Consider the following 23917-nt stretch of genomic DNA (forward strand, 5'->3'; position numbering starts at 1 on the left):
CCTCTCCCACTTAATGATTGATCTCACAATGATCGCACATCGTAAGACATCGTCCTATAATACCACAAAGCAGGCCCTATATCTGTTAACACTTTGATACCTGCTCTTTTAAAAACGCGCTACGATGCTTCCTCTACATGAAGCTTCCCCTCACAGATAGAGAGAGAAACCTCTCCGGCAAGGAGAGAAAGGGCTTCTTGCCCAAAAACATCGCGACGCCAACCATGGAGAACAGGCAGTTCCGTCTCTCCTAGCGCTAAACGCTCTAAGTCATCACTCGTCGCCACCAAACGAGCTGCCACACGATGTGTTTCACAACGGGCACTCAGTAACACCTTCAAAAGCGCCACAACACCCGGTGCAGGGCGCGGACGTTCTGAGCGTTTTTTATACGGCACCGCTGGGAGGTCTTCCTCAGGAACAGCCTCGCCAATCTCAATAGCCTCAAGAAGTTCGTGGCCTAACGCACCAGCAGCAAACTCTGCACTGATCCCACGAATACGCGCCAAGCCCTTCGCATGTCGAGGTTTAACGGCTGCGATTTCCAGCAAACTTTCGTCCCGCACCAAACGCTGCCGTGGGAGATCCACGCGCTGGGCGGCTAGCTCACGCCACGCGGCCAGCTCACGTAAAATCGCAAGAACACGACGGTTATGCGTACGAGCCTTCAGCTTCTCCCACAAACGGCGTGGATCAGGACGAAAGGTCTTTTCCTCGCCCAAAATAGCTTGCTCAGCTTCCACCCAATGCACGCGTTCCTGCGCTTTGAGCTGGTCACGCAGCTGACGATACACATCACGCAAATGCGTTACATCAGCACTGGCATAAGCTATTTGTGCAGGGGTAAGAGGCCGGGCCGCCCAATCGCTAAAGCGATGGGTTTTATCAATAGATTGTCCCGTGATCGACCCAACGAGACTGTCATAACCAATTTGTTCGCCAAAACCAGCGACCATTGCCGCAATTTGCGTGTCAAAAACATTGACCGGCAAACGCCCAAAAAGATGAAGAAAAATCTCCAGATCCTGCCGTGCGGCGTGAAACACCTTTGTGCACGTTGGTTCAGCCAAAAGCTCTGCCAAAGGCGCTAGATCGATACCAGGGGCGCACGCATCAATAATCGCGACGTCCTCTTCACCCCCGAGCTGCACCAAACACAGCTTAGGCCAGTAGGTTTTCTCACGCACAAACTCAGTATCAATCGTCACAAAAGGTTCATGACGAAGCTTCTCACATAAAGACGCAACGGCCTCTGATGTGGTGATCATAACAGGGGCAGGGAAAGCAGGACGTTTTGACATAGCTCTTCTTCTACACTGTCATGGCCCATCTGACCACGCTCTCCTCTCTTTGATCCTCACAGAATCTTGAGAAAAAGACAGCCCCTGCAGAAGAAAGTCTCCTACCTCCCCGAATAAAAGCCCCAACGCATGTGCCCATTAGTCTCATAGGCTGTGCGTCTTCCCTCTTTTATGCGCAGTTTTTATCAATCCATGCTTTAAGCTGGCTTTTTGGCAAAGCTCCAGTTTGTTGAGCAACCAAATTACCATCCTTGAAGAGCATCATTGTCGGAATGCTGCGCACGCCAAACTTAGTTGGCGTTTCAGGGTTCGCATCGATATCTACCTTAGCAACCCGCACACGCCCCTTATAATCCGCGCCAATTTCCTCAAGCGCTGGTGCTACCATTTTGCAGGGACCGCACCATTCTGCCCAGAAATCCACCAGAACATACCCATCAGCTTTTAAAACATCTGCTTCAAAACCCTGATCGGTCACCGCAACGGTATTCTCGCTCATTACAACCATCCTTTTCAATTCAGCGTCTCACGATCTGGTGAGACTTAAAGATATTGGGCTAGTTGTAAAAAAGACAACCGCTATAGTCCACTATCCTGTTCACAGAGACGGCGGCTCTAACAAACTACGTGGGAGTTCATCCACCTGCGGCCCTTCTGTCCATACGAGAAAACAGCGAATCTCTTTATCTGGATAGACCTGCGCCATAACCGCACGATAGGCCGCCATCTGACGCAGATAAGCCGATGGTGTTTGTGTCACCTCACGTGGAGGCCGTCGACCCGTCTTATAATCACACAACCAAACCGCGTCATCTTCAAGGCAGAAACGGTCTACTTTCCCCAAGACCACCTGCCCCTCTTGCCCAACAGCCCCTTTCATCACACCAGAAATCGCCTGTTCTGAGCGACTATGAGGGCCAAAAAGCGGCTCTAAACGCGGTTCATTCAGCACAGCAAGAATGTGCTCGCATAGCTGGCTCACATCCTCTTTTTCCAACTTCCATGCTGGGCGTGAAAGCCAATGATACGCCTTCTGTGCGCGTTCCTGCACGGGCATCTCTGGGAGAAGCTGTAATAACCGATGCACCAGCCGCCCCCGTTGCATCGCCTTTTGGCGGCTTACCGTCCCATCAGACTTTAAAGGCCGCTCTTTAGCGTTCCCTTGCACGACATCCAATGGGGAACGTGCCGCAGGAGAAGGCCCAAACTCAGCACCATCCGGGCGACTCGGTGTTAGAGGTCGCGCTAACGCATCCTCTTGTGGTGCAGGCTCTGCCCGCCAATCTGGCGCCTGCCCCATCCATGACGGCACTATAATCGGTGCCTGATGCGGAGTTGAGGTTTTTTGGGGAGGCGACGTTTCCGTGCAACGCTCTTCAAGGGACAAAAGAGTACCTGACCATCCTCCCTCAAACGCCGTTTCTTGCACATTCTCAAGCTGAGCGAAGCCTTGTCGGCATTGTTCATACCAGCTGGTCTCCCCAACGGCACCACGAGCAGGCTCCCAACCGCAGATAACCAGCATATCACTCGCACGCGTTAACGCGACATAGAGAAGGCGGTTCTTCTCCGCGCGTGACTTTTCTGCTGCCTCTTGAGTGATTTGTGCGGTTCGCTGTGTGCCCATCTCTTTCTTCCGTGGTACCCAGAGGGGAACATCCATCCCCCCCTCATGGGGCCAGAGCACGTCACGGTCTCTCTCAGTCGTGGACGTCGTATCCGGCAGCACCACTAAACGGGCTTGCAGTCCCTTAGAGCCATGCACGGTCATAATCCGCACCGCATCCACGTCACTTTCTGGCTCACGACGTGAGGTCGTCTCACTCGCCTCCAACCATTGCAAAAACCCTTGCAATGACGGCGCGTGCTGCATCTCATAATTCAGCGCAGCGTTCAGAAGTTCATCAACAGGCTCTGCTGCTTCCGGCCCTAAACGGGCTAAAAGCCGGGCCCGCCCTCCTTGGGCGCCAAGTGCTTGAACCAATATCTGATAGGGCGTGTCATAATCCACACGGCGATAAAGAGCAGACAGATTCTCCCAAGCGGAACGCCATTCCGCCCGTTCAGAATGACGCTCACGCAACAACGACCATAACGATGTTCCCCCTGAGCCCAGCGCTGCTTTCTTTCGGTCATGCGTCGCCAGATCCATCAGGGAATCATCGCTCAGCCCCCCTAATGGGGATGTCAGCACACTGGCCACACTCAGATCATCTTGAGGAAGCAGCAAAGCGGCACAAAGCGTCATCAAATCCCGCACGGCAACCTGCTCGGTCAAACCAGATCGAATAAAGCTTGCGACGGGAACCTGGCGGGTCTTCAACGCACGAATAAAAGCCCGCAAGAAGGTTGAGCGCTTGGGCACCAACACCAAAACATCCCCTGCTCGTAATGGCGGCTTCCCCGGCTGAGGTGAACGACCAATCTGCGTGCTGATCCATTCTGCCAGAGACTCGGCTAAACGCTGCGGCGCACTACGCTTATCACTATTGCGCAAAGGTGCCCGCCAAGGGCTGCTCTCCTCATCTGTATTAGGGTTTCCTCCCTCATCTTTGGCGGGCACACATGGCCAAAGCTCCACCCGCCCTCCTTGACCAGGGCGGGCAGAAACATGCTCTTCCAATGTCTTTGTACCAGCTTCGCGCAGTCCGTATGCTGCTATGTCCTGCTGAAACACCCCATCCACGACGCTCAAAACAGGAGCGACCGACCGGAAGGAGACTTTCAATGTCGGTTCACGCCATAACAGGCCAGCACTTGTCACGCGTCGCGCAAACTCCTTCCGCCATTTATGAAATTGTTCCGGCTCTGCCCCCTGAAAGCTATAGATGGACTGCTTAAAGTCCCCCACCGCGAAGATCGTGCGTGGCCGTGGTGTGTCCTCATGCCGCCCTTCACCAGAGAAAAAATCGCTGGTCAGAGCCCCTGCAATCTCCCATTGCAACGCCGATGTATCTTGCACCTCATCAAGAAGAAGATGGTCAATCCCGCCATCAAGCTTATACATCACCCACGCAGCACCGGGGTCACGCAACAAATCCCGCGTGTGGGCAATAAGGTCATTATAATCGACTAAACCACGCTGGGTCTTTTCCTTCTGAAACCGCGACAAGACAGGAGCAGAGAGGCCCAACAAAGCCTGATTTACCTGCAAGAGCTGTTGAGCTCGGATCAGCTCTCGCAACTCTAACTGACGTTGTGCTTCTTGCTCCAACGCTTCCACCAACCCCGGGGCCAAAGGCTGAGCCGCTTTTGCAACAATACTACCCATTTTACGAGGCGTTCCCTTGTCAGTCAGCAAAAGCCCCAACAACACGCCGTGCACCCGCTCTTCTACAGGAGTGGCCAGCCAGTCCAGAAACTGCTGGCCTTTCTTCCGCCCAGCGTCTGACATTTTGGGCCATGCTGCTTTGAGCCCTTCCCGAATCGCCTCCTCATTAGGCAAGCACACAGCCTCGCACTCGACCGTCTCTGCGTCTTCATCCCCAGCCTTGAGCAAACGACGATACGCCGCAATCACCTGCTGCGGACGCTGGTTCCATAGCGTCACAAGTGGCTGAAGACGCGCGATCTTCTCATTAAACCCGGTGACACGTTCCACGACATCACTAAAGGTTGCGACACTCGCAAGGCCCTGCGCATGTGCCGGGTGAAGGCTAAGCTCTTGCTCCAACGCCTGGCGGAGAGCAAGGGCGCTGTCAGTTTCTTCCATCAACGCAAAATGCGGGTCTAATGCTGCTTCTAGCGGGAAGCGCCTGAGCAAAGACTGACAGAACGCATGGATCGTCTCCACGCGCAGCCCACCGGGAAGATCCAATACCTTAAGAAACAAGCTCCGAGCCCGCGCTCGTGTATGCTCCGTATCAGGGACATCCAGCGCCCGTAATTCCTGCCCCAGCTTTTCTGGCTCCAACGATACCCAGCGCCCGAGCCGGTCTTGCAAGCGGTTCGCCATCTCCGCCGCCGCGGCTTTCGTGTATGTTAAGCACAAAATACGCGCCGGATCAGAGCCTTCCAGCAGCACGCGCTCTCCCTCTGGAGTAATGTCCTCCAGCGGCAACATCAAACGCAAAAGCCGGTCAATAAGCAGCTTCGTCTTCCCAGACCCTGCTGAGGCTGACACAAAAACAGACGCACGCGGGTCTGACGCTTCCCGCTGTACCTTATCGGCCTGTGCAATGGCCTCCTGTTGGCGGCGTTGCGTTGCTGTCAGGCTTTGGCTCATGCGTCATCCTCCGTTGCTGACAAGCGCCATTCATCCACACGCGCAAGCTGTGCATAATCAGTGTATCGTGGCACATGCCCAGCCCAAGGCTGAGAGCGATAAGGCCGTGACGGTGTGTCATAGTCCGTCAACAACGCCCGTAACTGCTCTAAGGCCCCCTCAACAAGCTCTGATAAGTTCACCTTACTTTTCGAAGAGGGGACTTCCTTCACTTCTCCCGGCGTTGCCCCGCCGCTTAGTTTCCAATAGAGAAGTTGCGTTACCTGCGCAGGGGGGAGCGACTCAAACGCCCCTCGTCCTAACAAAGCGGCCTCAAGCACCATTTGGGAAGCCCAGCCTAAAACAACATCTGTGCCCGTTGGAGGAGAGCCGGTTTTGTAATCATACACGCGTGCTGTCATCTCTTCCCCTTCATCGCCTGGCTCCAGATCAATACGGTCTGCGCGTCCAGCAACCGTGAACGCACCACCAGGGAGATCAGGGAAACGATACTGTGTCGTCACTTCAGTATGAGACGTGACAGACACCTCCCCCTGACAACGCCCTTCTTCTTGTTGAGCTACCCAATCCGCAATACGGGCTAGGCGCGGACGCCACCACGCCTGAAGCGCCGGACGAATCGCTGCTTCTTCCAACACGTCATCGCACAAACTGCGCAAAATAGGCGCTGCCTTCTGAGGCCATGCCGCAGGATAACGACGAAACATACGCTCCAACGCGCTATGAACGATCATCCCATAATCAGCATGCTCCACCCCCTCTTCCAAAGGAGAGAGCGCTTTAAGACGGAGAACATAGCGTGCATAAATCGCATATGGATCTGTTTTGAGGGTATCAATCGCCGTAATACTCAAACGCCGTGGTCGGAGAGCCAAAGGCGGGCAAGGTTCTGGCGGAGAAACCGGACAAGCATCTCCTGCAGGCTGATCCAGCTGCTCTTGCCAAAACAGAGCGGGATGCTCCGGCAGAGCAGAACCGTCGCCCCGCCCCGCTAAGAACGCCAAAAGCCGTACCAACCAACGTGCCGGCACAGCTGGGCCGCCCTCTCGCCGCTGCGACCGTGACAAGATGACATTATCTGCAGCTAACGCCGCCATCGCAAAGTCGTGCGCACTCGCGCCAATCTGCCGCTCAGGTGAGAATAGCCCGACACGCTGGCGCATAGGGCGGCTCATCCACGGCCCAGAATCCGGCGCGGGTGGCCACACTGTCTCGTTCAGGCCACCCAAGATCACAGTATCAAAGGCCAAGAGGCGCGCCTCCAGCACCCCGTAAATAGAAATCCGTGGATGGGCCAGCTCCACCCCTCCTTGATGGCCTCGCAACCCTGTCAGGGACTTCCCCGCCATCGAAACGGTTAAGAAGCCCTCAAGCGCCCTAACCGGCTGAGATGGCAGGTCTTTCGTGTAGGTCAGCAGCTCCACAAGATGCTGAGAAAGCATCGCGCCATCATCACCTTGCCACAGTCGTACCCCGGGTGGGTCTGCCTCTTCCGAGCTGCCCTCACCCTCTACAGAAGCGAGGGTTTGGGCACTCGTAATCAGCGCCTCCAGCAAATCCGGTACGGCAACCTTGCCGTTGAGGGACAAAAGCGGCGTAAGAGCGCTCTCCAGTCGGTCTAAAAACGCCATCAGCACAACAGCTGGCGATGCATCTTCCTCAGACGACATCTTATCCTGCAGTGCACCATAATGTTGCACCGCAGCTCGCAGCCCTGCCATACCCGGTGCGGGAGCAGGTCCACGCAGCACGGCACGCTCGAGAAGGCGCGCTAGAATACGGCATTGCCCCGGTGTCATCCCCAAGGCTGCAAGCGGGTGCTTTAAAACGGACAATAAGGCAACAGGAGAAAGCTCATCGCTGACACAAGCCGCGATCAGCCGTAAAAACACCGCTCCCGGCGTTCTGACCAACGGCTCACCCGCACTATCATCAGCGTGGATACCAAAACGCACAAGCTCACTGCGTACACGCTGGGCTAAAGCGCGATCCGGCGTCACGAGCGCCGCACTCTTCCCCGGTTGGGACGCCACATCACGCAAAATCAAAGCGATGGTTTGCGCCTCTTGCTGTGAATCATCAGCAGTGAGCAAGCTTAGCCCCGCACAGTCTTCCTCCCCCGTGCGTTCTCCCCAACGGGAAATACCTTGCTCAGGCAGCAATACCGTGCGCATCAGTGCCTCTCGCCCCGGACGCTTCGGTACCCCCCATTGTTCAATCTCTGCACGACGAACACCTACATGAGCCAAAAACTCACGAAACAAAGCTTGGGGATGTGTCTCTGTTAGACGTTCCCATAGGTTTTCAGGGAGTGCGCAATCCACCCCTTGCAAAACCACCACACCGCGCGGCAACGCCGCAACGGCCTCCAGCACCGTAGCGACCCCAGCAGACCCATCGACAAACCCAACAGCCCATACAGGATGCTGCGGCGGGTTCTCCTGCCACGCCTTTGCCTGTGCGGCCAGCAAAGCCACCTGACGAGCGATCAGGTTACTCAGCCCTTCTTCTGCCAACCATTGAGGCCAGAAGTCCGTCACAATTTGCAAAAACAGCAGGGTCTTTTGCCAATGGTCCGCAAAATCTTCCACGACCGCATGAGGAAGCGTCTCGCTCAACGAGATACCGCGGCGTTCGGCCTCATCCATCAACTCTGCGAGGGCTTGCGCTAAGGGCCAGACACGCTCAATCGTGCCGCCATCCTCTTGCCCAGCCCCCATATGAAAGAGCGGGGCCTTAACAATAAGCTGTGCCAGAATAGCCAACCGGCGCGTTGGCTCTACTGCGGGGGCTAGCCCTTCTTCCAACCGCATGGAAAAAAGCGCCTCACCATCCACATCCCCTAACGCCACAATTGACGGCAGCAAAGCCGCCCGCCCGTCCAACACACGCAAAAACGCTTCCATCAAAGACCGCGCGGCGCGGCGCCCTGGCACTAAGATGGTGCCAACGCTGCCGCTTTCTGTGCCGTCTTTCTCCCCTTGAAGACCAATACGCTCCAGCCAGTTCAGCGCTACATGGTCTAAAAAGGGCAAGGAAGCAGGGATCGTTGCAATACTCATACCCCAACCCCTTCAAGGCGTTCTGCGTCCCACCCGGTGAGCATTAAACGACGCTCCTCCTCGCCCTCACCATAAGCAAGGGTGAGATGAAGAGCATTGGGAGGAAGATGATCTTCCGCACGTTCAGGCCATTCAACCAGCATAATGCCGTCACAGGCTTCGTCCCAGTCCAGCTCATACAGCCCTTCAGGGCCTGATAAACGCCACAAATCATAATGGAATACGGGCCCAGCAGGGGTGTCATAAGGCTGCACCAATGCAAAGCTTGGGCTTGGCACATCCAAAGTGGGGTCTTGCGCAAGGGCCTGCAGAAAAGCCCGGGCGAACGTGCTTTTTCCAGCTCCTAACCCACCCGACAACGCAAAACAGTCCCCTAAACGCACCCGCTCAGCGAGTTGTTGTGCCAAGCGTGCCGTGTGAGCTGGGGAAGACAGCGTGATGAGCATAGAGACCAACCATTCTTCTCATGGCTTATGAGCCATATCGCGCAAAACATACGGTAAAATACCGCCATGGCGGACATAGGCCAGCTCATCATCTGTATCAACACAACAAGTCAGGCTTACCTGTTGTTGTGTCCCGTCCTCGGAGGTGATCGTCATCGTGATTGTTCCACGTGGAACAACACGCTCCAACCCTTGAAGCGTCACGCACTCCGCCCCTGTCAGGCCCAACGTTCGGCGTGTCACACCTTGAGGGAAAGTGAGCGGGATAACACCCATTCCGACGAGGTTGGCCCGGTGAATACGCTCAAAGCTCTCGGCAATCACCGCCTTCACACCCAACAAGGCTGGGCCTTTCGCCGCCCAGTCGCGTGACGAGCCCATGCCGTATTCTTTCCCGCCAATCACGACAAGCGGAACAGCACGCTGGCGATAAATCTCAGATGCCTCGAAAATACTCATCTGCTCCCGATCAGGGAAAAGACGCGTCACCCCGCCTTCTGTGCCGGGAGCACTTTCATTTTTGAGCCGAATATTGGCAAAAGTCCCCCGCACCATCACGCGGTCATTCCCGCGCCGGGCGCCGTAGGAGTTGAAATCCACCTCCGCAACGCCTTGCTCCCGCAGATACTGTCCTGCTGGAGAGGTCGGCGCGATCGCCCCCGCTGGGGAAATATGATCTGTCGTAATATTATCACCCAACAACGCCAAAATACGCGCATCCTTTATATCACGCAGCGGCGCAATCTCAGGAGACAAATCGGTAAAATAAGGCGGGTTATGGATATAGGTTGAGCGCTCATCCCACGGATAAGTCGCCATCCCTTTTGCCACCGGGACATTCTGCCAGTCTCTCGTACCACGCGTTACTGTCTGGTAACGCTTACGAAAATCCTCACGATGCAAAGCAGAACCGAGAAGTTCCGCGATTTCCGCACGGCTTGGCCATAAATCTGCAAGCGTGACAGGCCTTCCCTCCCCATCATGCCCCAATACGGCCTGAGTAATGTCTTCATCCATACGCCCCAACAGGGCATACGCCACCACTAATGGAGGAGACGCGAGATAATTCGCTTTCACATAAGGGGAAATCCGACCCTCAAAGTTCCGATTGCCTGACAGAACAGAGGCGACCACAAGGTCATGCTCTGTAATGGCCTGACAAACCTCCTCCGCCAAAGGCCCGGAATTGCCAATACAGGTTGTGCAGCCATAACCGACCGTCTGAAACCCCAACGCGTCTAAGTCTTCATCCAGTCCGGCACGTTTCAGATAATCCGTCACAACACGAGAGCCCGGCGCCAATGACGTCTTCACCCATGGTTTAGGCGTCAGCCCCAAGGCTCGTGCTTTCCTTGCGACCAGCCCCGCTGCAAGCAAAAGCTCGGGGTTGGATGTACTTGTGCAGGACGTGATCGCGGCAATGACGATGGCACCATCTGTCAAACGGTAGGATTCGCCCGCAACAGGAACCCCCACATCAGCCCGCTCTTTTTCCTTGGACCCCCCTTCTTGTAAGAAGCGTTCAAAGGCCGTCCCTGCTTCTGTCAGCGCTATCCTGTCTTGTGGACGGCGTGGCCCAGCGATAGAGGACACAATCTCTGACAAATTAATGGACAACGTATCGGTAAAGGTCGGTTCTGGTGCCTCTGGCTCATGCCACAACCCTTGTTGGCGCTGATAGGCTTCCACCAATGCAACATGCTCTTGGGAACGACCCGTCTGATACAAATACTCCACCGTTTTACGATCAACGGGGAAGAAACCTACCGTGGCACCATATTCCGGTGCCATATTCGCGATCGTTGCACGATCAGCAACCGGTAATGCCGCTAAAGCAGGCCCAAAGAACTCAACAAAACGCCCAACGACACCTTTAGCCCGCAATTTTTGAGTGATGGTCAGCACGAGATCCGTTGCGGTTGTGCCCTCAGGCAAATGCCCTTCTAAACGCACACCGATCACCTCAGGGATCACCATCGTCCCCGTTTGACCCAGCATCGCCGCTTCAGCCTCAATGCCCCCAACACCCCAGCCGAGCACGCCAAGACCATTAATCATGGTGGTATGAGAATCCGTGCCAAACACGCTATCGGGGTAAAGAAGATGGTGTCCCTCGGCGTCTGCTGCCTCACACACAACGGGCGCTAGATATTCCAAATTAACCTGATGGCAGATGCCCGCTCCCGGTGGCACAACACGAAAACGGTCAAAGGCTTCCTGCCCCCATCGCAAAAAAGCGTAACGCTCTCGGTTCCGCTCAAATTCACGCGTCATATTCTGCGCTAAAGCGTCTTCTTCACCCGACACATCTACTTGCACAGAATGATCAATCACGAGATCAACCGGCACACGCGGATTCACCTTTTGTGGTTCTGCCCCTAACGCCACCATACCGTCACGCATCGCCGCAAGATCCACAACTGCTGGAACACCAGTGAAATCTTGCATTAAAATCCGTGATGGACAAAACGGCACATCATACTCTGTTTTGCCCCGTTTCACCCAGTCTTCAAATCCATGCAGCGCTGCTACTCCGCCATGGCGAACGCTGTTTTCCAACAAAATCTTCAGCGATGTCGGCAAACGTTCCAAACCTTTGGAACTTTGAAGAAGAGCGGGAATACTGAGCGTGCGATAACGCGCGCCATTGACCGAAAGTTCACCCCAATAAGGACGCGTCGTTGAAGCTACCATGGGCGATCTCCTTAGTTTTTCAGTGCAGACAGTAACGCCTCTGTGAAAGCTTTCGTGCCCGCTTGGCCGCCAAGATCCACCGTTCGCACGCCCTGTTGAACCAACACCTCTTCTATCGCACGATCCAACGTTTGCGCGAGGTCTGCTCGGCCCACATGCACCAACATCAACGATGCCGCGCTCAGCAACGCAACGGGATTCGCCTTATCCTGACCAGCAATATCAGGGGCTGACCCATGAACGGCTTCAAAAATAGCCATCTTCTCACCAATATTCGCCCCCGGTGCCATACCAAGACCACCGACTAGGCCCGCCGTGAGGTCAGACAGAATATCGCCGAACAAATTGGTCGTCACAATCACATCATAGGCTTCTGGGCGAATGACAAGCTCCATCGCGCACGCATCAACGATACGCTCATCACACGCCACACGCCCTGCGTATTCAGCCGCAACGCGCCGCCCTTCATGAAGGAAAAGTCCGCTGAGTTTCTTTAGGATATTGGCTTTATGTACTAAGGTTACTTTTTTGCGCCCATGCTGCAACGCATATTCAAAAGCATGGCGCACAATACGGCGACACTCCGCGCGCGTATTAAACCCCGCCCCATATGCCACGGCTTCTGGGTCATCTGCGACAGGCATATAATGCTCCATCGCCGCATAAAGCCCCTCAATATTTTCCCGCACCACGACGAGATCGACCCCTTCATAGCGCTCCCCGGGAAGGCGGGTCTTTGTCGGGCGGATATTAGCATACAAGCCAAACATCTGACGCAATGTCACATTAATGGAGCGAAACCCTTCCCCAATCGGCGTCGTCAACGGCCCTTTGAGCGCTAGGCCCGTGCGACGCAAACTCTCGAGCGTTTTTGGGGGCAAAACCTCACCGGTGGCCTCGTAGGCACCAACTCCGGCATGCTGTGGATCCCACACAAAAGGAGTGCCAAGCGCGTCTAGCACCTCAATGGTCGCTTGGGTGATCTCAGGACCAATGCCATCACCAGGAATAAGTGTTGCTGGGATTTTTTTGGTCATGAGACATCTCCTCCATTCTCATTACGAGGTGTTAAACTGTGAAGGGTGGAAAGCCCTTCTGTCAATTCTCAATCCAACTAACGGAGTTCATAAACAAATGATGTATGTTTATGATGTGTAAAAATACTACTCCCATGACCAAAAAATGCTTATGAGGGAACATCATGACCTATACAGCTTCTTCCCTCACGACAGATATCGCCATTATTGGCGCTGGACCAACCGCTCTCTTCGCTGCTTTTGAAGCCCGTATGTTGCGCCTTGATTGTGTGCTGATGGATGTTCTGGAAAGTGTCGGCGGCCAATGTGCCGCGCTCTACCCCGAGAAACCCATCTACGACATCCCCGCCCATCCTTCCATCACGGGGGGGGATCTGATTACGGCATTAGAAGCACAAATCTCTCCCTTTGATATTCCGCGTTTGCTCGGCAGCCGCGTCAGTAGTCTTCAAGGGGAAAGCGGCGCTTTCATCTTAAAAAATGACCGTGGCGATACGGTTCACGCCAAAGCCGTTATTATCGCAGCCGGTGCAGGAGCGTTCGGGCCTAATCGCCCCCCTCTCGACGGGTTAGAGACGTACGAGCAGAGCCAAGCTGTGCAATATTATGTCAAAAAACGCTCTGACTTTAGCGGGAAGAAAGTCGTCATTGCTGGCGGAGGCGACTCCGCACTTGATTGGGCCTTATCGCTCTCCGATGTGGCAGACCATATTTATCTGCTCCACCGGCGCGACCGCTTTCGTGGGGCCCCAGAAACATTAGCTCAAGTCGAGGCAAAAGTACGTAACGGGAAGATTGAGAAAGTAGTGCCCTATCAGCTCCATGCCCTCCATGGCGAGCAAGGCACCCTCCATCATGTTGAAGTTGCCACAATGAAAGGTGAGAATCGTCACCTTGAAGCCGATGCGCTTCTCCCCTTCTACGGTCTTTCAACCGACCTCGGCCCCATTGCTCAATGGGGCATTCAGACCCATCGCAGCACAATTCCCGTTCATCACGCGACGTTAGAGACGAGCATTCCCGGTATTTTTGCTATTGGTGATGTGGCCAGTTATCCGGGAAAGATGAAGCTCATTTTACAGGGTTTCTCAGAGGCCGCTATGGCTATGCACGCCGCTCACCCCATTGCACGGCCTGACACAGCTCTTCGTTTTGAACATTCCACAAGCTTAGGCAAACCCGGCACGCCATAACCCTCTCTCTTCTGAGAACAGGTTTATAAGAAAACGGGCTGCTTCTAGTAAGAAGGCGGCCCGTTTTCTTATTGGTGCGTCAATCACTCACCCGACGGTATCTAAAAACACAACCTGTGACGCCCCACCTTCAACAAGCGTTTCAATCGCTTTGTTAAACAGCTTCCCGTGTTCTGTGCTCATATGGGCCTTAAAAGCGTCTTCGTCTCGGTAGCTTTCTTCCACATGGAAAGACTGCGGGTCGTCCTCGCGGCTATAGACCACAAAGCGCACACAGCCCGGCTCAGCCCGCACATTATCGGCCAAGGCCGTGAGCAAGCTTGCCACTTTTTCACGACATTCTGGCAGAGCTCTCATCGTGGCATAAAGATTTTTAGACATCACAGCATTCCTTCTACGAACCTATCCGCAGCCTACGACTGTCAGAGGGCATTTACTCGTTTACTATAGGGTGCATGTCTTTGGCGTAAAGGCAAAGAAAAAGGCCGGATAAACCGGCCTTTCCCCAAACGTCTTTTACGCTTTCTTCCCGCGAGCGACGCGTTTGCGCTCATGGGGATCAAGATAGCGTTTACGCAGACGAATAGCAGAAGGTGTAACCTCCACAAGCTCATCATCTTCAATGTAAGAAATCGCTTGTTCCAAGCTCATCTTACGTGGTGGAACCAGCTGAAGAGACTCATCTTTACCAGAAGCACGCATGTTGGTGAGTTTCTTCTCACGCACACCGTTCACTTCAAGGTCATTCTCACGGGAATGTTCCCCGATAATCATGCCGGTATAGACTTTCTCACCAGCATCAACGAAGAGCGAACCACGATCTTGCAGTGAGAACAGAGCGTAGGTCGTCGTTGTGCCATCTTCCGCAGAAATCAGCGACCCATTGCGGCGTCCCTCGATATGTCCAGCATAAGCTTGGTAAGAATGGAACAAACGGTTCATCAAACCAGAGCCACGCGTATCGGTCAGGAACTCACCGTGATAACCAATCAGCCCGCGTGATGGGATCAAGAAGCTCAGACGAACTTTGTCACCACCAGATGGACGCATATCCTGCATCACACCCTTACGCAGAGACATCTTCTCCACAACCACGCCAGAATAAGGCTCGTCCACATCGACGATCACCTCTTCATAAGGCTCCTCACGCTCGCCTGTTTCTTCGTTTTCACGGAACAGGACGCGTGGGCGACCAATGGTCAGCTCAAAGCCTTCACGACGCATCGTTTCAATCAACACGCCCAGCTGAAGCTCACCACGCCCAGCCACTTCAAACGCTTCGCTCTCAGGGCTTTCCGTCACCTTAATGGCCACGTTGCCTTCAATCTCTTTAAAGAGACGATCGCGAATTTGACGTGATGTCACCTTCTTGCCTTCACGACCGCCCAGAGGGCCATCATTGATGCGGAAGGTCATCGACAAGGTTGGCGGATCAACCGGTGTGGATGGCAACGGTTCATTAACCGATGGCTCAGCCAACGTATCAGGAATGGTAGCCTCAGACAGACCAGCAATCGCGACAATGTCACCAGCCTTCGCTTCGTCCACAGCCACACGTTCTAGGCCACGGAAGGAAAGAAGCTTAGTAACGCGGCCGCTTTCAACAATGGTTCCATCACGGCGAATAGCCCGGATTGGGTCATTCACCTTCAGCTTACCCTGCTCGATACGACCGGTGAGAATACGCCCTAGGAAGTTATCACTTTCCAAAATGGTAGATACCATCGCGAAAGGCTTATTCTCATCCAAACCCGGGCCCGGCACATGGCGCAGAACCAAGTCGAACAGAGGCTTAAGATCTTTCTTCGGCCCGTCGAGCTCTTCATCAGCCCAACCTTGACGACCAGACGCGTAGAGCATCGGGAAGTCCAGCTGCTCATCATCAGCACCAAGGGAAGCAAACAGATCGAAGATTTCATTATGAACTTCGTCAGGCCGCGCATCACCGCGATCCACCTTGTTCACAACAACGATCGGACGAATCCCACGTGCAAGCGCTTTGCCCAGCACGAACTTCGTCTGTGGCAGAGCCCCTTCAGCAGCGTCCACGAGGATCACAGCCCCGTCCACCATGCTAAGGATACGCTCAACCTCACCACCGAAGTCAGCGTGGCCTGGGGTATCAATAATGTTTAGGCGGGTATTATCCCACACAACGGACGTGCACTTCGCAAGGATGGTAATCCCGCGTTCACGTTCTAAGTCGTTGCTATCCATCGCACGTTCATCAACGTGCTGATTTTCGCGAAACGACCCCGACTGCTGGAGGAGCTGGTCAACCAGCGTAGTTTTCCCATGATCGACATGGGCAATAATGGCAATGTTACGAATGTCCATGCGATCTTCCAGAGAGCGACAAATTGAGACAGAATGTAGCGTCTTCTGCACCGAATTTGCTTATTTTGCAAACCGGTTCATCATTTTTCTTATATTTTGTGGTATCATCATCATGACTAAACGCACGCCTCAGGGCCCTAAAGCCCCCGGCACAGACGCACTAAGCCAGCTTGGCCAACCAACAACGAACCCGACCAGTCCAGAAGAAGCGACTCTAGAACGTGTCCCCTCTCCCCATCAAGGGAAACGCTATGTCGTGCGCTTTACTGCGCCGGAATTTACCTCACTCTGCCCTGTCACGGGGCAACCAGACTTCGCTCATATCGTCATCGACTATATTCCGCGCCAATGGATTGTAGAGAGCAAATCCCTCAAGCTCTATCTCACCAGCTTTCGCAATCACGGCGCTTTCCATGAAGATTGCTCCGTCGCGATCGCCTCACGCCTTGTGGAACTTCTTGACCCTGAATGGCTGCGAATCGGTGCCTATTGGTATCCACGCGGTGGCATCCCTATTGATGTCTTTTGGCAAACCGGCGCTCCACCTGAAGATGTGTGGATTCCCTCTCAAGACGTACCCGGTTATCGTGGACGCGGCTAAGACTGCACCCGGTGGGGAAGCCTTTATGCCTCCCCACCCCCCTTCTTAGAAACCAACCGTTATATCTCCACCAAAGAGAATCCGTCCCCTGCGTGAAAAATCTGCAAAAGGACGCGTATTGTTCAACGAACGGTCAAAGCGAATCTCAGGGCGAATCTGAAGCAACTTTACATGATGGCCTACATGGGGACGCCAAACAGCATTGAGAGAAAAATCCCCATACGTGGTGGGTGGTGCATTATACACACGTGCAGGAAGGCCTAAAAGAGCATGCGCATATCCTTGGTCATCAGGATATTGAGCAACGAGCAACCCTGTACTATCGCGATACACTTCCCCACGTGCATTGAACGTCAACGTAGAGGTTGCCGCGTAAGCGCCCCACACAACACCGCTCCACGTATTCGCATGCAGCCCTTCGTCGTGAAGCTGATTGACCTCCCCTGTCAGGCTCCATTTGGGGGAGATTTGCCATGTCGCATTAAGATCATTCCAGAAACGCTGCGCTGAATGAGCCCGCTCTGTCCCCAAAAGACGTCGCGCATCCTCCGGCCCGACACGCAAAAGATAGGTAAACGACACCGCACCACCCGCCAAAGAAGAGCCGCTAAACCCTACATAACCAGCCGGCTCCCCATTATTATTGCCCTTTCCAAAAGACATCTGATTGCCCGCATCAATACCGAACAAGACGGCATATTGATCTGTCACATGCCATTGGAAATATCCCCCTACATGTTCAAATGGGTTTGAATATTGGGCAGTATAAGACATGGAGTAAAAAGCACGACTCGCCGGGTTTAAGACCTCCACCCCCATAGGGGATGATAAAATTCCGATCTGCCCATCTAGCCCATTTTTAGTGAGCCACGGCATATGCACAGCAACATTCGCCACTGTTGGCGTAAGCTGGTTTCTATTATTCATCCAACGGTCAGAAATGCCAGAGATGATATAAGAGCGCGCATCCGCCCCGTAAATAATTTGCAGATTCACGCCCAGCCCATATCCATCTCCGATAGGATCCACAGGCTTTGTCACTGTCAAAGCAATCTGATTAAGAAGAGGCTGACCGCTATAGGAGGGAAGAAGCTGGCCAAAATTCTGGCCATTCTTGGGGTGCCCAGAATTCCCCATGGCACCACCTTCAGCTTGCAACCCCACATCAATATCTGACAACCAACTTTTAGACGATGACGAAGATACGCCCTCTCCTCTTGCCTCAGGCACGCCTAAAAAGGTACAGCCAACAATCAAGAGGAGAGCTCCCCCTCGACAATAAAACATAAAGGACGATGTCGAGAGAGCATGCACGCCATATAACCTTTCGATAACGTTACGTTATCAGAAAGTTATACCAGCTTCCATGTCAAAGAGAAGCACATCTTTGTAGCGGCTTGTCGCCCCTGGTCGCCAGTAATACTGAAAGCCTGGACGGATCAAAAGCCAACGTGCTGGACGATAGCCATAGTTCAGCTCAAGAGCACTTTCAGTGCCAGGCCTGTACAGGTCTTTATAGCCACTATTTTGCATCCCTCTAACCCAGTGACTCAACTTAGGGTTGATCCAGATAATCTTACCGCCCAAGCTGATCGTATCATCAGGCCGCCCCGGAAAGGTCCCTTTCCGCACTAAACCAAGCGTCATCAGATAGGGTGCGACCGCCGTGCGTGGATCGCCCCACGTAAAGGAGCCAAAAAAGGCCGTTGAACGCCGAGGGTCATTTTCGTCACGCTCCAGCATGCGGTCAAACTGAAACCACCCACCAAAGCGCCCTCTCACTTTAGGAGACTGCACATTCTGCGCGAGCTGTGCTGGCACTCCATACGACTTCAACTGAGAATAGACATCATGAACTTCGGTTGTGTCCCAATAGCCACCAATCTTCACATTTGTTTGAAGGGGGCCACTGTAATCGTCTTTACCGCCCTGATGCCAACCAAGTTGAAACGGCAAGAACATACCCGTCGCACCACCAAGGCCAAGATTCCATGCGCGTCTGCGCTCTGTAATCCTCGGGTCAACACTATATGCCCCAAACTGTATGAGATAATGATCATTCCCGGCTGGATAAAATTTTACCCAAGCACCAGGATAAGCACTTGGATAAAATCCATACCCCGAGTTCATCGCAATCGATTGCGGCATACCGCAAAGACCATTATTTTGGAATTGGCAGTATAAATTCCCGCCCCAATAAGTAGATGACTGCTCAAAGTCATTTTCTGTATTGATCTCACCAACTTCGGTATCAACGTACTTATTCCAAACCATTTCCCATGAAAGCTGTGTTAAATGGCTATACTCACCCGCTCCGTAAATTTCCTGAGGACTATTCACCACAGGAAGAGCATTACCTAACCCCGCCCCTCGTCGATCAGTCATCATAAAATGGATCATCCCAAGGGAAAGACCCGTCATTTTCTTAAAATCAATATCAACATTAAACGCAAATTCATCGGCATAACGTCCAGCACGTGCACGCCCCCCTGTGGCATTGGCTGATGTATCCTCAAAATAGCGCCCACCCATTGAGACCCCATGATCTTGAAGGTAAGAACGCCATCCCATGGGATCCCCAAAGACACCATCTTGCTCAAGCCAATTATCAAAACTTGGTGGAAGCAAGGTGGTTTGACGCTTTGACGCAGGGCGCCCCCCCTTCCCAAAATAGGGAGCCATCAGAATGCTTGGCATCGGATAGCTGCTTTCCGGCAAAAAACCACTATTAAAATCGGCTTCATCTGCTGGATGATAAGGCTGAAGCAAAGTAGAACGGCGCAGCTGTGTCGGTCTCGCCTTATACGTACGCCCTGACGAGGCAGCATCCTGGTGCGCGCTATCGGGCGAAGAAGCGTTTTGAGCATTCGCCGTCGTACAGAACGCTAGGGAGACGAGCAGCGCTCGCCCAATCATCTTCCAGCAATCACCGTTCATAAACACGCCGTTCTTACTTCTCGTTCTAACTTCCCCACCCAGATACTTCATTTACAGCCACAAACACCAGCCCCTCATAAAAAAGTCTTGAAATTTCTATAATTCAGTACCATCTGAAATCTTTTATTTACAACATTTAAAATTCTTTTCATGGTAGCCTTCTAGACGTTTCACAAATGGGAAAATTCCTAACAACACAAGACACATAATCCCGGCACCGACACTTAATTTTGCAAATAGCGGTGCGTAGAACGTCGCACTAATCACATGCTGCTCGGCACCCTCAGGAAGAGCAGCAAGATTGGCCACCAAACCACCTCCATACATCCCTACTCCCCAAAGCAGGTAGAGCGCTCCCATAAGCAAAGCACTGATACGAGCCGGTGCATAGCGCGCGATAATCGCAAGGCCTAGCCCCATCGTCAGCAGTTCCCCAAGGGACATTGCTCCATAAGCGAACACCATCACCCACGGTGAAACCTGCCCCTGTGCTGTAGAAGCTTCCCACCACAAAACACAGCATGCTATCCCGACACAGACATACCCTAAAATAATCTTAGCAGGGAACGAGACATCACGTCCTGTTCGAGCGCTTCGCTGGTACAGCCATGCCAAGATCGGGCTCAACGCCATGACCCAAAGCGGGTTCAATGCTTGGAACTGACCTGCCGACATTGTGAAGATCGGCCATGCCCCCAGCGTATAGGTGCCAGACACGGCACGAAGCGCAAACAACGTCAGAGAGCTTTGCTGTTGTTGGTAAAAGACCAAATACGCCATGGTTTCCACGCTCAACACATAGCTCAAAAATAACCCGGCTTTCTCGTGAGGTTGCACCTGCTTATAAAGCCATCCCCACAGCAAGATAAGCGCTACACTCAGGATGATGACGCAAAAACGGATGACCGACGGACTCGCCATCAACCACACAGAACCGGCCCAAAGCGCTAAAAACCCTAGGGCACCGGCTGCTAAAGCACGCTTCGTAGGCGCAGGACGCGATATCTCCGCAGCCAAACTCGGCAGGCTTTGCTTTCTCAACGTGAAAAATCGTCCAATCCACCGCGAGCACAAGGCATAATAGGTCAGCCCAATCAACAGCCCCAAAGAACACAGACCAAACGCAACGGCAGAACCATAAAATTGCTGCAGCCAAGGAACCAACAACATAGAGATGGTTGAGCCGACATTGACCGCCATGTAGTACAGCGTGAATGCTGCATCAAGCGCCGTTCCATCCCCTGCATAGATCTGCTTCACCAACGCTCCAGCATTAGGCTTAAACAGGCCACTCGCCAGCGCAATAAGCGTCAACGCTGGGAGGAAAAGAACCGGGTGGTGTAGAGAAATAGCCAGTAGACCATAGCCCAATGTGAGGCCAATCGCCCCACCCACAAGAGTGGGCCGTGTTCCCAACCATTGATCCCCAACCACACCACCAAGCACAGGCAGGGAGTACATAAGAAGCCCTAAGGCCCCCTGCATGAGGTTTACGTGCGTATCGCTCATGCGCAGATGCTGAACCATAAAAATGGTCAGCACCGCCTGCATGCCATAATAACCAAAGCGCTCCCAAAGCTCGATGGCTAATACGACAGAGAAGGCACGCCGCCGAGCAGGTCGCAAAGGAAGGGGATAAGGCTCAGACATAAAGAAGGCCATTTTGTAACAGGTTAGAAACGAAAATCCCTTCCTAGCGTAAATTTTATCCGCCGGCGAGACGTAATCCGTGCAAGGTCACGATAGCGTGGAAGCCAACCACAACAAAAACGACGACAAAGAGGGTAGCAAGAAAGGCCCCGATAAGATCTTGGCGGCGCAGCCATCTCACCCACGCCCCCCACCGAACAGACAGCTTCACCACGTCTGCGCCCCTTTCTTACGCTGCATCATCTCCATGACTATCCTGTCGCAAAAGCGCTTCAAGCTCGGGGCTTGGCTCACCAATAACAACACGCAGCGTCGCAAACAAATCACCAGCGGCCTGACGACTCGTTTCAGCGATTCCGCGCCCGCGCAAACGCAAGACTGTGCCACTGTCTGAATGCGGCTTAACTGTAATTGCCACCGTGCCTTTTGGTGTTCTTACATGCACTTTCCCGCCCAGGACGGCCGTTTTCAGATCCACATCAACCGTAACACGAAGATTGCGCCCTTCCCGCGTATAATAAGAATCAGGGGCCACAAACACTTTCAAGAGCACATCACCGGCAGGACCTGGCTGGCCATCACGGCCTGGACGGCCGGGAGCGCCTTTGCCACGCAGACGCAATGTCTGACCGTCTTCAATCCCAGCAGGGATCCTCACGGTCACCTGTCGTCCCTCGCCGATACTCAACTCACGCTGCGTTCCTAACGCTGCATCGGTAAAGGAAATGCGCAACTCGCCTTGCAGGTCTCCACCGCGTTGCGGGCCCCCGCCGCCTCCAAAGCCACCACCGAACATGCTTGAAAAAATATCGCCGAGATCTTCTTGGTTAAAGCCTCCTTGCCCACCAAAACCAGCGCCAGGGCCACCACCAAACCCACCACCAGCATGACCAAAGGGAGCACGCTCATTGCCATCAGCGTCAATCTCACCCCGGTCAAAACGAGCACGCTTTTCCTTATCCCCAACAATCTCGTAGGCCTTACTAACAGCCTTGAAGCGTTCCTCTGCCTTCGGGTTATCTGGGTTACGGTCTGGGTGGTACTGTTTCACCAGCTTCCGATAAGCGCTGCGAATATCTTTCTCGGATGCCGTCTTGCTTACACCAAGGGTCTTATAAGGATCGCTCATTTCTTATCCATATCCTTCAGATTACCATCATCAAGCAGGTCAATCAGCACGGCAAGCAGCTCACCACGTGAAAACCCAGTCTCAACCCCCTGCTGTAAAAGCGTCTGCAGCCTTGGCTCCAGAAAATCTCTGGCGGAATATGGTTCTGCTCCCGGCATTATAATCTCCCTATCTCCAAAATGTGGGGTGTCTTTGCGTGTGCGTCAATAGAGAGAGAAAACGAGAGGCTCTCTTCAGCATCAATCCACTTTATCTTTTGCCATCCTCGCACTTCATATACAGTGCAACGACTATGTTTATGTCTCACCCTCCCCAACAACTTAATCCATCTCCTCCCACACGTCGTCTCATCATTACAGGAAGCGATGCCCGCTACTTCCCTGTCATGGAAGAGCTCATCGCCTCTATTCGCTGTTTCCCCGAAGCGCACCAAATCGCTATCGGCTGTATTGATGGCGGCCTCACCCCCACCCAAATTCACACTCTTGAAGCACAAGGGATCCCGGTCCGAGCGCCGCATATTCCCAAAGGCATATCCGCACGCGCCCTCAAGAAACGACCAAGCCTCGTGATTGGCCTCTCCAAACTTTGGCTTAATCGCCTTTTCCCCGACTATGACACGCTGCTCTGGCTTGATGCGGACGCCTGGGTGCAAGAAAGTTCTGCACTAGAATTGCTCTTTAGTGCAGCTGAGGGAACCACGCCGGCCCTCGCCATGATTCCTGAGCTTTTTGCCCATAAGCCATTCCGCCTTCGCTGGACTCCGTTCAATCTCGCGCAAATACGCTCCATTCTCTATAAGAACGCAACATTAGCGCGCCTTTCACGACGCATTCGACGTCATGTTGCCGTGCGTCCTACATTGAATGGTGGGATTTTTGCGCTCTCACGCCACGCCCCTCATTGGAACACTCTTCAACAATGGCAGGGAACCATCCTAAAACACGGGAAGATTTTCAGCTCCGATCAACTCGCACTCTCTCTTTGTGCGCATGTTGATGGCCTCCCCACAGAACTCCTACCTGCACGCTGCAACTATCTCGGCCCATGGTTTTTCAATAGCCAAACGGGCTTATTGTGCGAACATACGTACCCACATTTGCCTGCGGGGATTATTCATCTTGCCGGATACGATGCGATGCGCCTCGACCCTAAAGCCACAACAACCGTTATTGATGAAACTGGCGCAAAAAGGCAGATGAATTTGCGCTTTAGCAGCATCATCTCACCGTCTAACACCAGATGACTACGGGGCATCACCTGCGATAACCTGCACTATAGGCAACAACATCCACCCTATAGAGA

Annotated in this window: 18 protein-coding genes; 3 read left to right on the plus strand and 15 right to left on the minus strand. The window is 53.5% G+C overall.

Translation table 11 applies throughout. The features are described 5' to 3' along the window. Positions 1 to 119 precede the first annotated feature (119 nt). The 7 genes from rnd to F457_RS0105110 all read right to left on the minus strand — a co-directional run bounded on the left by rnd (position 120) and on the right by F457_RS0105110 (position 12765). Positions 120 to 1301: a ribonuclease D gene (gene rnd, locus F457_RS0105080; protein WP_018980055.1), complete on the minus strand. Its 1182-nt coding sequence runs from the start codon at positions 1299 to 1301 to the stop codon at positions 120 to 122. A 169-nt stretch (positions 1302 to 1470) separates the two neighbouring features. Next, the gene (gene trxA, locus F457_RS0105085; RefSeq protein WP_018980056.1) at positions 1471 to 1800 is read right to left on the minus strand and encodes a thioredoxin TrxA; all 330 of its coding nucleotides are present in this window, start codon (positions 1798 to 1800) and stop codon (positions 1471 to 1473) included. Positions 1801 to 1899: 99 nt separating this feature from the next. Next, entirely contained in the window at positions 1900 to 5526 is a 3627-nt protein-coding gene (gene addA / locus F457_RS0105090; protein ID WP_018980057.1) for a double-strand break repair helicase AddA, read from the minus strand. After that, positions 5523 to 8588 carry a double-strand break repair protein AddB gene (gene addB, locus F457_RS0105095; RefSeq protein ID WP_018980058.1) on the minus strand — a complete coding sequence of 1022 codons (3066 nt, stop codon included), beginning with the start codon at positions 8586 to 8588 and terminating at the stop codon, positions 5523 to 5525. Before addB ends, addA begins: the two co-directional genes overlap by 4 nt. After that, positions 8585 to 9034, minus strand: coding sequence for a tRNA (adenosine(37)-N6)-threonylcarbamoyltransferase complex ATPase subunit type 1 TsaE (gene tsaE / locus F457_RS0105100; protein WP_018980059.1), 450 nt, complete (start codon positions 9032 to 9034; stop codon positions 8585 to 8587). The genes addB and tsaE overlap by 4 nt, the downstream gene beginning before the upstream one ends. 18 nt (positions 9035 to 9052) lie before the next feature. Further along, complete coding sequence (acnA, locus tag F457_RS0105105) at positions 9053 to 11728, minus strand: aconitate hydratase AcnA (protein ID WP_018980060.1); 2676 nt, start codon at positions 11726 to 11728, stop codon at positions 9053 to 9055. Between the two features lie 11 nt (positions 11729 to 11739). Continuing rightward, the gene (locus F457_RS0105110) at positions 11740 to 12765 is read right to left on the minus strand and encodes an isocitrate/isopropylmalate dehydrogenase family protein (protein WP_018980061.1); all 1026 of its coding nucleotides are present in this window, start codon (positions 12763 to 12765) and stop codon (positions 11740 to 11742) included. Between the two features lie 164 nt (positions 12766 to 12929). Here F457_RS0105110 and F457_RS0105115 point away from each other — a divergent pair, with 164 nt between their 5' ends. Further along, a complete protein-coding gene (locus F457_RS0105115) occupies positions 12930 to 13958 on the plus strand; it encodes an NAD(P)/FAD-dependent oxidoreductase (RefSeq protein WP_018980062.1) in 1029 nt (342 codons plus the stop codon). Positions 13959 to 14045: 87 nt separating this feature from the next. Here the strand turns inward: F457_RS0105115 and F457_RS0105120 are convergent, their stop codons facing one another. Continuing rightward, positions 14046 to 14339, minus strand: a complete 294-nt coding sequence (locus F457_RS0105120; protein WP_018980063.1) for a putative quinol monooxygenase — start codon at positions 14337 to 14339, stop codon at positions 14046 to 14048. Between the two features lie 135 nt (positions 14340 to 14474). Continuing rightward, positions 14475 to 16295, minus strand: coding sequence for a translational GTPase TypA (gene typA / locus F457_RS0105125; protein ID WP_018980064.1), 1821 nt, complete (start codon positions 16293 to 16295; stop codon positions 14475 to 14477). Between the two features lie 112 nt (positions 16296 to 16407). Between typA and queF the strand changes: the two genes are divergently transcribed. After that, positions 16408 to 16896, plus strand: a complete 489-nt coding sequence (gene queF / locus F457_RS0105130; protein ID WP_026294213.1) for a preQ(1) synthase — start codon at positions 16408 to 16410, stop codon at positions 16894 to 16896. A 45-nt stretch (positions 16897 to 16941) separates the two neighbouring features. Here the strand turns inward: queF and F457_RS0105135 are convergent, their stop codons facing one another. From F457_RS0105135 to F457_RS13920, 6 genes are all read right to left on the minus strand, one after another. Continuing rightward, the gene (locus F457_RS0105135) at positions 16942 to 18153 is read right to left on the minus strand and encodes an outer membrane beta-barrel protein (RefSeq protein ID WP_245539114.1); all 1212 of its coding nucleotides are present in this window, start codon (positions 18151 to 18153) and stop codon (positions 16942 to 16944) included. An 87-nt stretch (positions 18154 to 18240) separates the two neighbouring features. Next, positions 18241 to 19833 carry a carbohydrate porin gene (locus F457_RS0105140; protein WP_018980067.1) on the minus strand — a complete coding sequence of 531 codons (1593 nt, stop codon included), beginning with the start codon at positions 19831 to 19833 and terminating at the stop codon, positions 18241 to 18243. Positions 19834 to 19956: 123 nt separating this feature from the next. Continuing rightward, positions 19957 to 21483 (minus strand): peptide MFS transporter, encoded by a 1527-nt coding sequence (locus F457_RS0105145; RefSeq protein ID WP_040920866.1) that lies wholly within the window; start codon positions 21481 to 21483, stop codon positions 19957 to 19959. Between the two features lie 55 nt (positions 21484 to 21538). After that, positions 21539 to 21694, minus strand: coding sequence for a hypothetical protein (locus F457_RS13725; RefSeq protein WP_156809353.1), 156 nt, complete (start codon positions 21692 to 21694; stop codon positions 21539 to 21541). An 18-nt stretch (positions 21695 to 21712) separates the two neighbouring features. Continuing rightward, the gene (locus tag F457_RS0105155) at positions 21713 to 22612 is read right to left on the minus strand and encodes a DnaJ C-terminal domain-containing protein (protein ID WP_018980070.1); all 900 of its coding nucleotides are present in this window, start codon (positions 22610 to 22612) and stop codon (positions 21713 to 21715) included. After that, complete coding sequence (locus tag F457_RS13920; protein ID WP_018980071.1) at positions 22609 to 22770, minus strand: hypothetical protein; 162 nt, start codon at positions 22768 to 22770, stop codon at positions 22609 to 22611. Before F457_RS13920 ends, F457_RS0105155 begins: the two co-directional genes overlap by 4 nt. A 140-nt stretch (positions 22771 to 22910) precedes the next feature. Between F457_RS13920 and F457_RS12240 the strand changes: the two genes are divergently transcribed. Continuing rightward, entirely contained in the window at positions 22911 to 23858 is a 948-nt protein-coding gene (locus F457_RS12240) for a glycosyltransferase family protein (RefSeq protein WP_018980072.1), read from the plus strand. Positions 23859 to 23917 lie beyond the last annotated feature (59 nt).

It is taken from the genome of Saccharibacter floricola DSM 15669 (assembly GCF_000378165.1).
GTDB classification, from domain to species: domain Bacteria; phylum Pseudomonadota; class Alphaproteobacteria; order Acetobacterales; family Acetobacteraceae; genus Saccharibacter; species Saccharibacter floricola.